This is a genomic window from Collimonas sp. OK412 (assembly GCF_900112135.1).
GTDB classification, from domain to species: Bacteria; Pseudomonadota; Gammaproteobacteria; order Burkholderiales; family Burkholderiaceae_D; genus Collimonas; species Collimonas rhizosphaerae.
This window is the reverse complement of record NZ_FOLC01000021.1, coordinates 1-12,559: the sequence shown is the minus strand read 5'-3', so window position 1 is coordinate 12,559 and position 12,559 is coordinate 1. Positions and strand designations below refer to the sequence as shown.

Below are 12,559 nucleotides of genomic sequence, written 5' to 3'. Positions count from 1 at the left end.
GCCCGCAGATAAACCTCCATCGCTTCATCGCTGACGCTAGCTGGATCCTCGCAGGCTGATGGTGAAGTTAGCGGGAAAAAAGAGCGTTGATTTCGCCTGCCGCAAGCATGCCGTCGCCCATGGCGCCGAAGCTGCCCTGGCCGAGCGCCTCGCCGGCGATCCGGTGCAGCAGGCCAAGCGCCGACTGCATGGGGCCGCAGCCAACACTGATGCGCCGCACGCCGGCCTGCCTGAACACATCGACCGCGGGCGCGCCGGCATAACCGGCGTAGATATTCACCGGCAGAGGGATTGTTTGCGTGAAGCGGGCGATCTCTTCGATGCGCGCCAGGCCCGGCACGAAGATGCCGTCGGCGCCGGCCGCCGCATACATCTGCGCGCGCCGCACCGTGTCTTCATAACGCGCAACTGGGTCATCGTTGGCGACAAAATAGGTGTCGCTGCGGGCATTGATGAACAGCCGCGCATCCATCTGCGCCAGCATCTTGCGCAGCGCGCCTATGCGCTCGCACAGGATTTCCGGCGGCGCCAGCTGGCGCGTGCCGGGCAGTACGCCGTCTTCGATGTTGATGCCGGCCACGCCCATCCCTGCCAATGCTCGTACTACATCGCACACTTCCTCGGTGCTGCGGCCGAAACCGCGCTCGATATCGACGCTCACCGGCACGCCGGCGACCCGGCAGATGCGGGCGCAAGCAGCCAGCAGTTCAGCCGCAGGCATCTGCTCGCCGTCGGCATAACCGGCGGCCCAGGCCATGCCGGCGCTGGTGGTGCCGATAGCGGGGGCGCCGGCGCGTTCGAGGATGCGGGCGCTGACGGCGTCCCAGGCGTTCAATAAAGTCAGCGGCGCAGGGCCGAGGTGCAGCTGGTGAAAGGTGTTTGCATGCTGTTGGGCGGCGCTCGATTGCATGGTTTTCTCCATTTGATTACGTTGTAGAATGACATCGAGTTTAAGAGCAATGCTGCTTCAAAACTTGGAAAAAACTGCTGTTCTCAACCCGCGGCGCAAAATCAACCATCCAGATTGCAAATCCAGCAATGAAAACTTTGCTTTTACCTTCAGGCGTCGCCATCCCGGCATTGGGACAGGGAACCTGGTACATGGGAGAAGACCCGGCGCAGAAAAAGCGTGAAGTCGACGCGCTGCGGCTAGGCATCGACCTCGGCATGACGCTGGTCGACACCGCCGAGATGTATGCCGACGGCGGCGCCGAGAAAGTCGTGGGCGAGGCCATTGCCGGACACCGCGACGAGGTCTTCCTGGTCAGCAAGGTCTATCCGCACAACGCCGGCAGGCGCAGCATGCAGGCCGCCTGCGAACGCAGCCTGAAGCGCCTCGGCAGCGGCCATATCGATCTCTACCTGCTGCACTGGCCCGGTTCGGTGCCGCTGGCGGAAACGCTGGAAGCGTTCGAGTCGCTCAAGAAGGCCGGAAAAATACGCGATTTCGGCGTCAGCAATTTCGACCGGGACGGCATGCAGGAAGCGAGCGAATTGCCCGGCGGCGCAGAGGTCGCGGTCAACCAGGTGCTGTACAACCTGAAGCGGCGCGGCGTCGAATGGGACTTGCTGCCGTGGTGCCGCGAGCGTGCGATACCGGTGATGGCGTATTCGCCGCTGGAGTCTTCCGCCAACGAACAGCGGCGCCTGCTCGGCAACCCGCAGCTGCTGGCAGTCGCGGCAAGGCATGCAGCCAGCCCGGCGCAGATCGCGCTGGCATGGCTGCTGCAGCAAGAGCAGGTGATCGTCATTCCCAAGGCAGTCGCTCCGGCGCATGTACGCGAGAACCGCGCGGCGCTTGATATCGTGCTCACGGCGCAAGACCTGGCTGAGCTTGACCAGGCATTCCCGCCGCCGCGGCATGGCAGTGCGCTGGAGATGAGATAGGCGGAGATAAGCGTTTTTTTAAAAACCACTGAGAGGCACACCCGATGTCATTCCAGAACTACTGGCTTTTCCTGCCCGCCTGTTTCGCGCTGAACATGGCGTTCGGTCCGAACAACGTGCTGTCGTTGTCGAATGGTGCGCGCGACGGCATGCGTTATTCGATCCTTGCAGCGTTTGGCAGGCTGCTGGCGTTTGCGGCCATGATCGCCATTTCCGGCCTCGGGCTGGGCGCGTTGCTGCTGGCGTCGGAAACGCTGTTCACGCTGCTGAAATTCGGCGGCGCGGCTTACCTGGTCTGGCTCGGCATCAAGCTGTTCCGCGCCGCGCCGGTCGCGCTGGCAGGCGCGGCCGATCAAACCAAGGCGCGCCTGGAAACCCCGGCTGACAAGCTGCGCCGGCTCGCCAGGCAAGAGTTCCTGGTAGCGGCGGGCAACCCGAAAGCGATCCTCATCTTTACCGCATTCTTCCCGCAGTTTGTCGACCGCTCGGCCTACGCCGCCAGCTTCGTCGTGCTCGGCGCAACATTCCTGATGCTTGAACTGATCGCGATCGCCATCTACGCCGCCATCGGCGCCAGGCTTGGAACCTTTACCGGCGCCGCCGGACGCTTCCGCTGGTTCAACCGCGCCAGCGGCACGCTGATGATCGGCTTCGGCTTGCTGCTGGCGTTCCTGCGGCGTCCTGCCAGCTGAGGTTGGCACCGGTCCTCCATGGCATCGCGGCGGCAAGAGTCATCTGGGGTCAGAGTCAACTTTCGCAGCGTTTCATCGCGAAACTTGACTCTGACCCCAGATGACGGATTCGGAGAAAGACAGAGCGCACACGCGGTTTTGTTTTTTTTAACGATGAGGCAAGTACTCCGTGGCCCGCTAAATGGGGTCAGAGTGAAGTTTCTGCAAAAAGCGCGCAGAAAGTTCACTCTGACCCCAGTTAGCTGCGTCTGTCATTCTGTTCCATAGCACTACCCTTGAAGGAAGTACTACATGGATAAAACGAAGGCTGTCCCCGCAACGTTCGACATGACGGCGAATGCGCCGAGGATCATCCGGCAGCTGTTCGAGCATGCCGGCATCCAGCTCAACGGCGACCAGCCGTGGGACATGCAGATCCATGATCCGGTGTTCTTCCAGAAGATGTTCACCAAATGGGAGCTTGGCATTGGCGAGTCCTACATGGATGGCGACTGGGATTGCGACAGGCTCGACGAATTCTTCTTCCGGGTCACCAGCCACGACCTTGAGCAGACAGTGGTCGGCCCCGCGAAGATTGGTTTTTTCCTGGAAATCCTGCGCCAGAATTTTTTCAACCTGCAAACCAAGGGCCGCGCTTTCCAGGTCGGCGAGCAGCACTACGATATCGGCAACGACCTGTTCGAAAACATGCTCGATCCGTACATGATGTATTCCTGCGCGTATTGGCCGCGCGCCGCCAACCTGGAAGAAGCGCAGCAGCACAAGCTGGAGCTGATCTGCCGCAAGCTGGAGCTCAAGCCCGGCGAACGCCTGCTGGATATCGGCTGCGGCTGGGGCGGCCTGGCCCGTTATGCAGCCGAACGCTATCAGGTCGAAGTGACCGGCATCACGATTTCCAAGGAACAGCAAAAACTCGCGCAAGCGCGCTGCGCCGGCCTTCCCGTCACCATTGAATTGACCGACTACCGGCAGCTCAGCGGGCAATACGACAAGATTGTTTCAGTCGGCATGTTCGAGCATGTCGGCGCCAAGAATTATGCCGAGTACTTCGATGTCGCCGGAAAACTGCTGGCGCCCGAGGGTTTGTTCCTGCTGCACACCATCGGCAACTACGTCACCGAAAAGAAGCGCGACGTCTGGCTCGACAAGTATATTTTCCCGAACGGCCACCTGCCTTCGGCGAAGGAAATCACGCAAGTGCTGGAAGGGCGTTTCCTGATCGAAGACTGGCATAACTTCGGCCGCGACTACGACCTGACCCTGATGGCCTGGTGGGACAATTTCGAGCGCGCCTGGCCGCGCCTGTCGGAAAAATACGACCAGCGCTTTTACCGCATGTGGAAATATTTCATCCTCTCTTCGGCAGGCTTTTTCCGCTCGGGCCAAGGCCAGCTGTGGCAGCTGGTGTTAAGCAAGCGCGGGCGCAGTGCCCCCTATCGTTCGATACGATAGGGAGCAGGAAGAGAGTAGCGTGGGCAAGGATTCTTGCCCACGCGGTACCGAGCTGGATTCCTGCGGGTGCAACTGCCCACCCTGCTCAGAACTTGTAATTCACGCCCGCCGACACGCCTTGCAGTCGTCCTCCCGCATAACAGTTCGGCGCACCCGCCGCAATCGTCTGGCCGTCATGGCAATCGGTCGTCACGCCGCGTCCGCCCGCCCCCAGGTCATAGTGGGCCAGGGCGTGGTTGGCGGTCACCGCATAGTTGGCATACCAGGTGGTCTGCTTGTCGATCTTGTGTTTATACGCCACGGTGTACATGTTGGCGGCATTGTCCGGGCTGATGGTGCCGATGCCGTCGGCCGCGCTGGTGTTATGCTGGCCCGGGTCGCCAGGCGTGGCGTTAGCGTGGGCCCAGCCGACCGAGAGGCTGTCGTCCGGTGTCAGTTCCTGCGTCAGCGCCAGCCAGTAACCGTTGCGCGAGCGCTCGTTCTGCTCGTTCAGGTAGGCCGGGATATTCCTGCGCATCACCTCGTAGATGGCGCTCACCGTGGTCTTGGTCGGGAAGGCGTACTGGGCGCCGATCTTGTACGCGTATTCATTGCCGACATCGTTCGGATCCAATCCTATCGGGCTGGCCAGCGCCTGTGGCGTACCGGCCACATCGCCGGTGCGGTTGACCCTGGAATGCAGTTCATAGGCGCCGGTCACGTACAGCGGTCCGTTTTCATAGGCGACGTTGGCGCTGTAGGCGGTGCCGTAGCTGCCGTCGACGCAAGCGATCGCGCCGCCGCCGCTGCCCGGGATATTGCCGCCGGTGCAGCTCGATTCGCCGCTGGCCTGGATCGCGTTTTCATAACCGCGGTTCTGGCCCGGCGAGATCAGCGCATTGAAACTCCAGCCATGCCACTTGGGCGATTCGTACCAGAGCGCATGGTCGAGGCGGGTGCCGAATTCGACCCGGTTGTCGCCGCCGGTATTGCCCATGATGACCGAGTAGTCGCCCCACATGCCGGAGAAAGGATTCATGCGCGCGGTGGAGGTCTTGTACGGCGCGTCGGTCTTGCCGATCTTGACCGCGCCCCACCTGGCGTCGGCCAGTCCGACATAACTGTTGCGCGTGGTCAGCGCGCCTTTGACGGTAGTGTCCTGAGCACTGGTGGAATTGGCGGAACCGGCTGTAGCGGTAATGTCGATCTGCGTTTCCAGCTGATAGACCAGCGACAAGGTGTCGCCCACCGGATGCTTGCCGCGTATGCCGACGTAGGACAGGTTGGTGGACAGGTCGGATTGCCAGCCGTTTTGCCCGACCGGCGACACCACCCGGTTGCCGCCGACGTCGTTATAGGAATTCTTCAAGCCCTTGGTGCTGCCGTCGACCGACACATCCAGGTTGCCGTAGAACTCGACATCCTTGATCGCCTCGAAGAACTTGCGCGCTCGTTCACCCAGCGCCGGCGATGCCGCAGGTGCTGCGGCGACTTCCGCCGCAGCAGTAACCGGAGCGTCTTGTTTAGTCGATACCTGCTGCAGTTTTGTGGTCAGCAGTTTTACCTGCTGTTCCAGCGCTTCGATGCGGGCATCGGTTGCCGGGTCGGCCTTGGCCGCGGTGGACAGTGTCAGTGAGGGAAGGGAAAATGCAACGATAAATGCCGCTTGCAGCGGCTTCAGCCTGAACGTCATGTTGTCTCCATCGTTATAGGAAAATTTTTTGTACGACGGTTCAGAGTGCTGCCATCGGCGGCTGCGTTGCGTTGACTTAGCTCAAGTTTTTTAAAAATAATCGCGGCGCGGGGCGTGTGCTGAAAAGTTCCTGTGGTAATTTTGCAGCGCCTGCGCGCAAGCCAGGATCGGCGGTCGGTGATATCCTCCTGAATTCCGTCCAAGGCCGTTAAATCCTCTTTTTTTGATCATGAACTTCCATACCTGGTTTACCTTTTTCGCCGCCTGCTGGCTGATCGCCATTTCTCCCGGTTCCGGCGCGGTGTTGTCGATGTCGCATGGCTTGTCGTACGGCGTCAAGAAAACCTCGGCCACCATCGCTGGCCTGCAGCTGGGTTTGCTGCTGATCCTGTTTGTGGCCGGCGCCGGCGTCGGCTCGATCCTGCTGGCGTCCGAAACCATGTTCACGGTGGTCAAGACGGTCGGCGCGCTGTACCTGATCTACCTCGGCCTGAGCCAGTGGCGCGCCAAGGTCGACGCCGCCGCGCTGCAGCAGCCAGAGCCGGCCCTGCAATCGACGCCGCCGACCATGCGCAAGCGCATGCTGCTGGGCTTCATGACCAACGCCACCAATCCCAAGGGAATCATTTTCATGGTGGCGGTGCTGCCGCAATTCATCAGCGCCGGCAGCGCCTTGCTGCCGCAGTTGCTGCTGCTGGCCGTCACCATGTGCACGGTCGACCTGGTGGTGATGCACAGCTACGCCTTTGCTGCATCGACCATGCAAGGCTATTTCCGCGATGCGCGCGCGGTCAGGAAACAGAACCGTTTCTTCGGCGGTGTGCTGATGGGAGTGGGGACAGCCTTGTTTTTTGTCAAGCGTAGCGCCTGACTGCGTCTGACGGCGTCTGACGTGTTCGGACATGCGGATGTCCGGGCCGTGTTCTAAGTTTTTTCTTAGTCTAAGTTTTTGCTTAAATATCAGCGGGCCGGCATCGCGCCCGATTCTCCCGCGCGCCAGGCTGCGGACAATTCCGCAGCTGGCATAAGAATTTTCAGCCTTGTTCCCTTCAGCCTCTGCAATGCGGTGAGGCGCATCCCGCATCCTGTAGATCTAAACTCCAAAATCATAACAAGCTTCAACCCACACTTCGTTCCCATAAAAACTTGTCGGAAACCATTGAATCTATTGACGCCCCACACAGTACGTCTTGCCGCATTATTTCGGTGCTTCACCCAACAGCTTCACAGTCCCCAACCCAACCAAAGACCGCATTTGCGTCATCGCAATCGCATTCAGCTGCACCAGGCGCTCTGACGCTGCCAATCCCTGATGAATCAAGACAGCATTGATGCTTTCCATATTCGACAGCACGACCAATTGCTCCAGTGTTGCCGCATCCCGCATATTGCCTGGCTCCTTGGGATTCGCTTGCCGCCACTGAGCTGCTGTCATGCCGAACAGCGCCACGTTCAGCAAATCAGCCTCGCTGGCGTACGCCGTGCTGGTTTGTGTTTGGGTGAGTTTCTGCGGAATCAAGTGTTCTTTGATGGCGTCTGCGTGAATGCGATAGTTAACCTTGGCCAGCGTGCGTTGAAAACTCCATTCCAGTGATGTAGTGCGGGCTTCTTCGTCTTTGAGGCGTTGGAATTCTTTGATAAGGTAAAGCTTGAATTCCGGACTGAGCCAAGAACCGAACTCGAAAGCAATATCGCGGTGGGCATAAGTTCCACCATAGCGACCTGCCTTGGCATGTAGGCCAATGGCACCCGTTGCGTCAATCCACTTCTTTGCCGACAGATAGAAACTATTGTGTCCTGCCTTATTTTTAATTCCCTCGAATTCGGGGGAATTAAAATCAGGGTTGTTGATTTGCTCCCAGACCCCTAGAAACAGTACGGTGTCCTTGTTCTTCAGCCATTGCTCAATCAAAGCGCTTCCGCCGTCGAAGTTTTTAACCATGTCAGTCAGGGCGATGTAGTCCTGTTCATGGCGTGTCGTGATGGTCACTTCTGTACCATGTACGGTGATGCTGCGGTTTTTCATGTGGATTGATTCAAAGTATGTCGGAAGTGGAAGTTTGCGTTGCTTTTTTATTATCGTCAAATGATGTTGCCTTAAACTATCCATTGCCACATATAAGGCAATGGACATCGGCAGGCGATGGCCATGGTTGGCGCGCCGGCTTCAGTCATGGTTTGCCTCGGCAGCTGATGTCGGGAGGCCGGCAAGTGCTGCCTGGCGCATCAGAGATCGATTTCTTCCGGGCATATTCCCAGCTCTCACTTAAGAATTTTCTTAATGTAATTTAATTTAAGACTTTTCCTATTTGTCTCAAAGGCGCTGTTCCGCATAGTTGCGAGTTGAATACAACAAGCGTTGATTATCAACTGCAACAATCATGAAAACATTGACTTCCCCGCCTGCGCTCAGAAAGCGCACCCTTGCGCTTGCCATCAGCAGCCTGCTATGCGCGCCATTTGCCTCCGTCCATGCGGCCAATCCGCCGCTGGTGGCCGGGCCTGGTGAGCATCTGATCGCCTCGGGAGATTATGAGGCGAACGGTGGTCTTGCTGCCTTGGAGGCTTTCGGAGGTGGCAGCATTACTACCAGCGGTCCGGTGAATGTAGTTAACACATTGGTTAGCTTCCCGGGTGTGAGCGTCACTGACGCTGGCAGCCTGATCGACTTTCGGGGAGGCAGTATCACCAGTGTCGGCACTGGTGCGGCGGTCAGCAGCCTGGCAACTTTGAAGATGGATAGCACAGCCATTAATGTTGTGGCCGGTGATACCCGTGCCGATATAAGAGGTGTTTATGCTCAAGACGCTTCGCAAGTCATTTTGACCAACAGCGACATCACGGTATCAAACAGCGATCTCAGCAATGGCGCCGGTACCGTCATTGGATTAAATGTAAACAGCCGCAGCACATTGACTGCCAATGCAGTTAACGTGCTGGCCACTGGTACTTTCGGGCTCGGCATGTTGGTGACAGGTACCGGCAGTCAGCTCGATTTTGAGAATGGTACAGTGATTGCTTCTCAGAGCGGTGCCAGCGCCTCCAATTCCGCCCTTCTCAATATCCGCAACACATCCTTGACTACTACGGGTTCTGGCGCCTTTGGTAGTACCGGCGTAAGTGCTTCGAGCCGTGCGCAGGTATCCGTGGCGGACAGCATGCTCGAAGTATCAAACAATCCTGGAGGTCTGGCTACCGGCATCGGCGCATCCGGCAATGCTCAGGTTGCTGTGACTAACAGCACTATCTTTGTGTCGGCCAGTGGCGGCAGTATCAATAGGAAAGACCCCTTCATCGGTGTTGCTGCTTTCAACAGCGGCACCCGCGTCGATCTGGCCGATACCAGCGTCTACGTAAGAGCAAGCCTGAACTCAGCCGGTGGCTTCACGAATGCCTATGGCCTCAATGCCGGTTCGGGTTCCGTCATCACGATGAGTAACGGCGTCCTCCAGGTGGATGCCGGGCTCACGGGCGGCACCGCACACAGTATCGGCGCTTTGGCGACGGGCAGCGGGAGTTTGATCAGTCTTGCCGACGTTTTGCTAATTAGCAACGGAGACGGTGCGCAGGGCCTGGTCGTCAATCAGGGGGGCAGCGCAGTGGTTCGGGGCGGATACATCAGCAGCGAGGGCGATGCTGTCACGGTGGGGGCGGGTGGCGGCAGCGCAACGTTGCTGGATACCTGGGTATCGTCATCGGCCGACAATGCTATCACCTTGCAGGTGCTCGACACTGGCGGCGCCAGTGCCGTGCTGGCGATGGATGGCACGCACATCATAACTAGCGGTGTGAATAGTGTCGGCGCACGTGTAGACGGTCCGGCCGCTGAACTGCTGGTGTCCAACGGTTCGTTCGGCACCACTGGTGAAGGCGGCATCGGCGTACAGGCGGTCGGCGGCGGGTCAGCGAAACTCCTTAATGCGCCTGTATACACGGAAGGGGCGAATAGTCGCGCCCTGCAAGCCGGCGCTGCAGGTGATAGCGCCACCAGTACCTTGGTGTTTCAAGGCGGCAAAGTGCAAGCCAGCGGCGCCGGAGCGGTCGGCGCTCTGATCGCTGCCGGCGGCGACGCTACCTTTATCGATACCTCGATCCAGGCTATTGGCGCAGACGGTGCGGCGCTGCTGTTGCAAAACGGAGCGCTAGCCGCAACGGCTCGCGTCAGCAACAGTGTGTTGAACAGCACTGACGGCGCAGCGATCGAAGTGGTTGCCGATCCTGCCGTCCGCGCGGCAGCCGTGCCGGTGCAGGTCAGCCTGCTCAACGGCACGCAGGTCAGCAGCGGCACCGGCGTGCTGCTCAATGCCGGCGCCGACACGCAAACCAGCCTGGCCATGAATGGCGGCGTACATGCTGTTGGCGATATCGTCGCCAATGGCAACGCCATCGTCGATGTATCGCTGGAGAACCGGTCGCTGTGGAACGGTACGACCAGTACCGTGCGCAACCTGTCGCTGGACGCCGGCAGCCAGTGGCAAATGGCCGGCAGTTCGACGGTGCAGAACCTGAGCCATGCCGGCCTGGTCTCGTTTGCCGACCCGGCGGGTGGCAACTACCATACGCTGACTGTGCAAGGCGACATCGCCGGCCAGAACGGCGTGGTGGCGTTGAACACGGTGCTCAACGAAGGCGGTGCGCTGGCTAACCAGCACACCAACCGCCTGCTGGTCGAGGGTAACGCCACCGGCACCACCCTGATCGAGGTCAAGCCGACCGGCACCGGAGCACTGACTGACTTGCGCAAGAGCGGTGTGGTCGATGCCGATGAAGGGATTTCAATAGTACAGGTAGGCGGGGATTCTCACGCCGGCGCATTCGCGCTCAAGGGTGGCTACGTGGCTGCCGGCCCATGGCAATACACCTTGCATGCGTTCGGCCCGGGCGAGACCGATCCGTCGCAAAGTTTGCTGCCGGGCGGCGGGCTAAACTGGGATTACCGTTTGGGCAATACCTTTGTCTGCGAAGGCGGATGTGAGCCTGGAGAACCCGGAGATCCTGGCGAGATCGACAAACCTGAGGGACCTGGCGAACCAGAGGTGCCGAATCCAGGCCGGATCGCGGTCGTGCCGCAAATACCATCCTACCTGGTCGCACCGACAGCCCTGTTCAACTACGGTTCACGCACCCTCGACACGCTGCACCAACGGTTGGGCGAGCTGCGCAACATCGCTGGAAAATCAGATGACCAGCTGGGCGGCGAAGTGTTCGCCCGCGTATTGGGCGGCCAGCTGAAGTACCGTTCGGACCTGAGCTTCAACGACTACGGCTACGACTTCGAGCAGCAGATGAACACGCTGCAGGCAGGCGGCAGCTTGGTCAAATGGCATACCGGCGACTCTACTATGCGCGCCGGCTGGGCGATTGATCTCGGCACCACCCGCGTCACTCCCCAGGCCGCTGATGGCGAGAGCCATGCGAACTACACCGCCTATGGCGTATCGGGCTGGCTGACCTGGCAGCAGGCGAGCGGTTTTTACGTGGATGCGGTACTGGGTGCGCAGCGCTTCTCGGGTGACGTCAGCACAACGCTGCGCGGCAGCAACGTGGCGAAGATCCACGCCGACATGTGGACAGCGTCGCTGGAAGTCGGTTATCCGTTTGCCGTAGGCAAGGGCTGGTCGGTCGAGCCGCAAGCGCAGGTGACCCGGCAATGGCTGAACTTCAAGAACTTCAATGACGTCGATGGGCTGACCACGCACATCGCTTCGGCAGCGCAGACCACAGGCCGTGTGGGTGTGCGCGTGGCAAAGACCGACGAGCCGAAATTCGCTCCCTACCTGCGCGCCGACCTGGTCCGCAGCATCGGCGGCCGTCCGCAGGTCACCGTTGCCAGCGAAGCGTGGAATGTCAGCGAAACCTTTAGCGGCGGCCGTCTGGGCGCCAGCTATCGCGTCGGCGCAGGTGCTTCCAGCCAGTTTGCCAATAACGTATCGCTCTACGGCGAAGCCACCTACCAGCACGGCATGGGCAGCGCGGGCTTGCGCGGCTGGGCTGCGAATGCCGGGGTGCGCTGGAATTTTTAATGCAATGGATGCCATGGAAACTATGCGCTATTGCGCGATGCGATGCGGTGCGGCATGTGCGCCGTAGCCATCCATTCGTTATCCATGGGTGGGTCGTACTACACGAACACATGCACTGTGTGATTTCCTTACCTGTTGGCGATCCTGATTTTGCGCTGCGTTGGCGGTTGATCAAAATGCGTTTTCCCAAAAACCTTCCGAACGAGGAATGGCGCTCTGCCGTGCGAGAGAGGCGTGGTGAACGCGGCATATGGCAAAGACGGTATTGGGAGCATCTCATCCGAGATGAGAAAGATTTCGCGGCACACATGGATTATGTCCACATCAATCCGGTTAAACATGGTTTGGTGAAACGAGTCGTTGATTGGCCTTACTCTACTTTCCATTGGCTGGTGAAAAATGATGTTTATCCACCTGACTGGGCCGGTGGCGATGAGGGAATGCTGCGTTATGTTGACTGAACATGCGGCGTAATACGCTTCGCTTGTATGGTTAGAAGTGACGCTTTCTGGGAAACTAGAAGGTGCCGGAGTGGAGGGACAACGCTTCGCATCTGCAGTTTTCACTGACAGACTGTATTAGATCTCTCCCACTCCACCTCTCCAACGTCGATGAGGAATCCAGCGGCCGTTAATGGCCTGCCAGCCCGGACCGCCGATATGTGCAAGCTAACGTGAAGAGAGGGCCACTCCGACAATTCTTACTCTAGCCATAAGGAGGCATTCATGCAATCCCCCCTGTTTATTGGTGTTGATGTCGCAAAGGCAGAAGTCGTCCTTGCCTGTTCACAAAACAGCTTTCCAGTGCAGACGGTGGCAAATGCTTTGCCGGCA

9 protein-coding genes are annotated in these 12,559 nt (G+C 59.2%); 6 read left to right on the top strand and 3 right to left on the bottom strand.

Going from position 1 to position 12,559, the window contains the following annotated elements; translation table 11 throughout:
• Positions 1-67: 67 nt before the first annotated feature.
• Positions 68-910 carry an isocitrate lyase/PEP mutase family protein gene (locus BM062_RS19005; RefSeq protein WP_254785159.1) on the bottom strand — a complete coding sequence of 281 codons (843 nt, stop codon included), beginning with the start codon at positions 908-910 and terminating at the stop codon, positions 68-70.
• 128 nt (positions 911-1,038) lie between these two features.
• On the opposite strand from BM062_RS19005, the gene BM062_RS19000 reads away from it, so the two are divergent.
• The 3 genes from BM062_RS19000 to cfa all read left to right on the top strand — a co-directional run bounded on the left by BM062_RS19000 (position 1,039) and on the right by cfa (position 4,031).
• Positions 1,039-1,887 (top strand): aldo/keto reductase, encoded by an 849-nt coding sequence (locus BM062_RS19000; protein ID WP_092399716.1) that lies wholly within the window; start codon positions 1,039-1,041, stop codon positions 1,885-1,887.
• Positions 1,888-1,931: 44 nt separating this feature from the next.
• Positions 1,932-2,579 (top strand): LysE family translocator, encoded by a 648-nt coding sequence (locus BM062_RS18995; protein WP_092399714.1) that lies wholly within the window; start codon positions 1,932-1,934, stop codon positions 2,577-2,579.
• A gap of 291 nt (positions 2,580-2,870) precedes the next feature.
• The gene (gene cfa / locus BM062_RS18990; protein ID WP_092399712.1) at positions 2,871-4,031 is read left to right on the top strand and encodes a cyclopropane fatty acyl phospholipid synthase; all 1,161 of its coding nucleotides are present in this window, start codon (positions 2,871-2,873) and stop codon (positions 4,029-4,031) included.
• 85 nt (positions 4,032-4,116) lie between these two features.
• On the opposite strand, the gene BM062_RS18985 is transcribed toward cfa, so the two are convergent.
• Entirely contained in the window at positions 4,117-5,703 is a 1,587-nt protein-coding gene (locus BM062_RS18985) for a porin (protein WP_092399710.1), read from the bottom strand.
• 229 nt (positions 5,704-5,932) lie between these two features.
• On the opposite strand from BM062_RS18985, the gene BM062_RS18980 reads away from it, so the two are divergent.
• Positions 5,933-6,574, top strand: coding sequence for a LysE family translocator (locus BM062_RS18980; RefSeq protein WP_092399842.1), 642 nt, complete (start codon positions 5,933-5,935; stop codon positions 6,572-6,574).
• Between the two features lie 327 nt (positions 6,575-6,901).
• On the opposite strand, the gene BM062_RS18975 is transcribed toward BM062_RS18980, so the two are convergent.
• Positions 6,902-7,729 (bottom strand): KilA-N domain-containing protein, encoded by an 828-nt coding sequence (locus BM062_RS18975; RefSeq protein ID WP_092399708.1) that lies wholly within the window; start codon positions 7,727-7,729, stop codon positions 6,902-6,904.
• A 1,132-nt stretch (positions 7,730-8,861) separates the two neighbouring features.
• On the opposite strand from BM062_RS18975, the gene BM062_RS18970 reads away from it, so the two are divergent.
• Together BM062_RS18970 and BM062_RS18965 are read left to right on the top strand one after the other, a co-directional pair.
• The gene (locus tag BM062_RS18970) at positions 8,862-11,726 is read left to right on the top strand and encodes an autotransporter family protein (RefSeq protein WP_175501087.1); all 2,865 of its coding nucleotides are present in this window, start codon (positions 8,862-8,864) and stop codon (positions 11,724-11,726) included.
• The gene (locus BM062_RS18965) at positions 11,726-12,187 is read left to right on the top strand and encodes an REP-associated tyrosine transposase (RefSeq protein WP_254785158.1); all 462 of its coding nucleotides are present in this window, start codon (positions 11,726-11,728) and stop codon (positions 12,185-12,187) included. The genes BM062_RS18970 and BM062_RS18965 overlap by 1 nt, the downstream gene beginning before the upstream one ends.
• Positions 12,188-12,559: the final 372 nt, after the last annotated feature.

Excerpts from the sequence above, each read along its gene's own strand:
- BM062_RS19005 (WP_254785159.1), bottom strand. The coding sequence starts at position 910 with ATGCAATCGAGCGCCGCCCAACAGCATGCAAACACCTTTCACCAGCTG.
- BM062_RS19000 (WP_092399716.1), top strand. The coding sequence starts at position 1,039 with ATGAAAACTTTGCTTTTACCTTCAGGCGTCGCCATCCCGGCATTGGGA.
- BM062_RS18995 (WP_092399714.1), top strand. The coding sequence starts at position 1,932 with ATGTCATTCCAGAACTACTGGCTTTTCCTGCCCGCCTGTTTCGCGCTG.
- cfa (WP_092399712.1), top strand. The coding sequence starts at position 2,871 with ATGGATAAAACGAAGGCTGTCCCCGCAACGTTCGACATGACGGCGAAT.
- BM062_RS18985 (WP_092399710.1), bottom strand. The coding sequence starts at position 5,703 with ATGACGTTCAGGCTGAAGCCGCTGCAAGCGGCATTTATCGTTGCATTT.
- BM062_RS18980 (WP_092399842.1), top strand. The coding sequence starts at position 5,933 with ATGAACTTCCATACCTGGTTTACCTTTTTCGCCGCCTGCTGGCTGATC.
- BM062_RS18975 (WP_092399708.1), bottom strand. The coding sequence starts at position 7,729 with ATGAAAAACCGCAGCATCACCGTACATGGTACAGAAGTGACCATCACG.
- BM062_RS18970 (WP_175501087.1), top strand. The coding sequence starts at position 8,862 with ATGCTCGAAGTATCAAACAATCCTGGAGGTCTGGCTACCGGCATCGGC.
- BM062_RS18965 (WP_254785158.1), top strand. The coding sequence starts at position 11,726 with ATGCAATGGATGCCATGGAAACTATGCGCTATTGCGCGATGCGATGCG.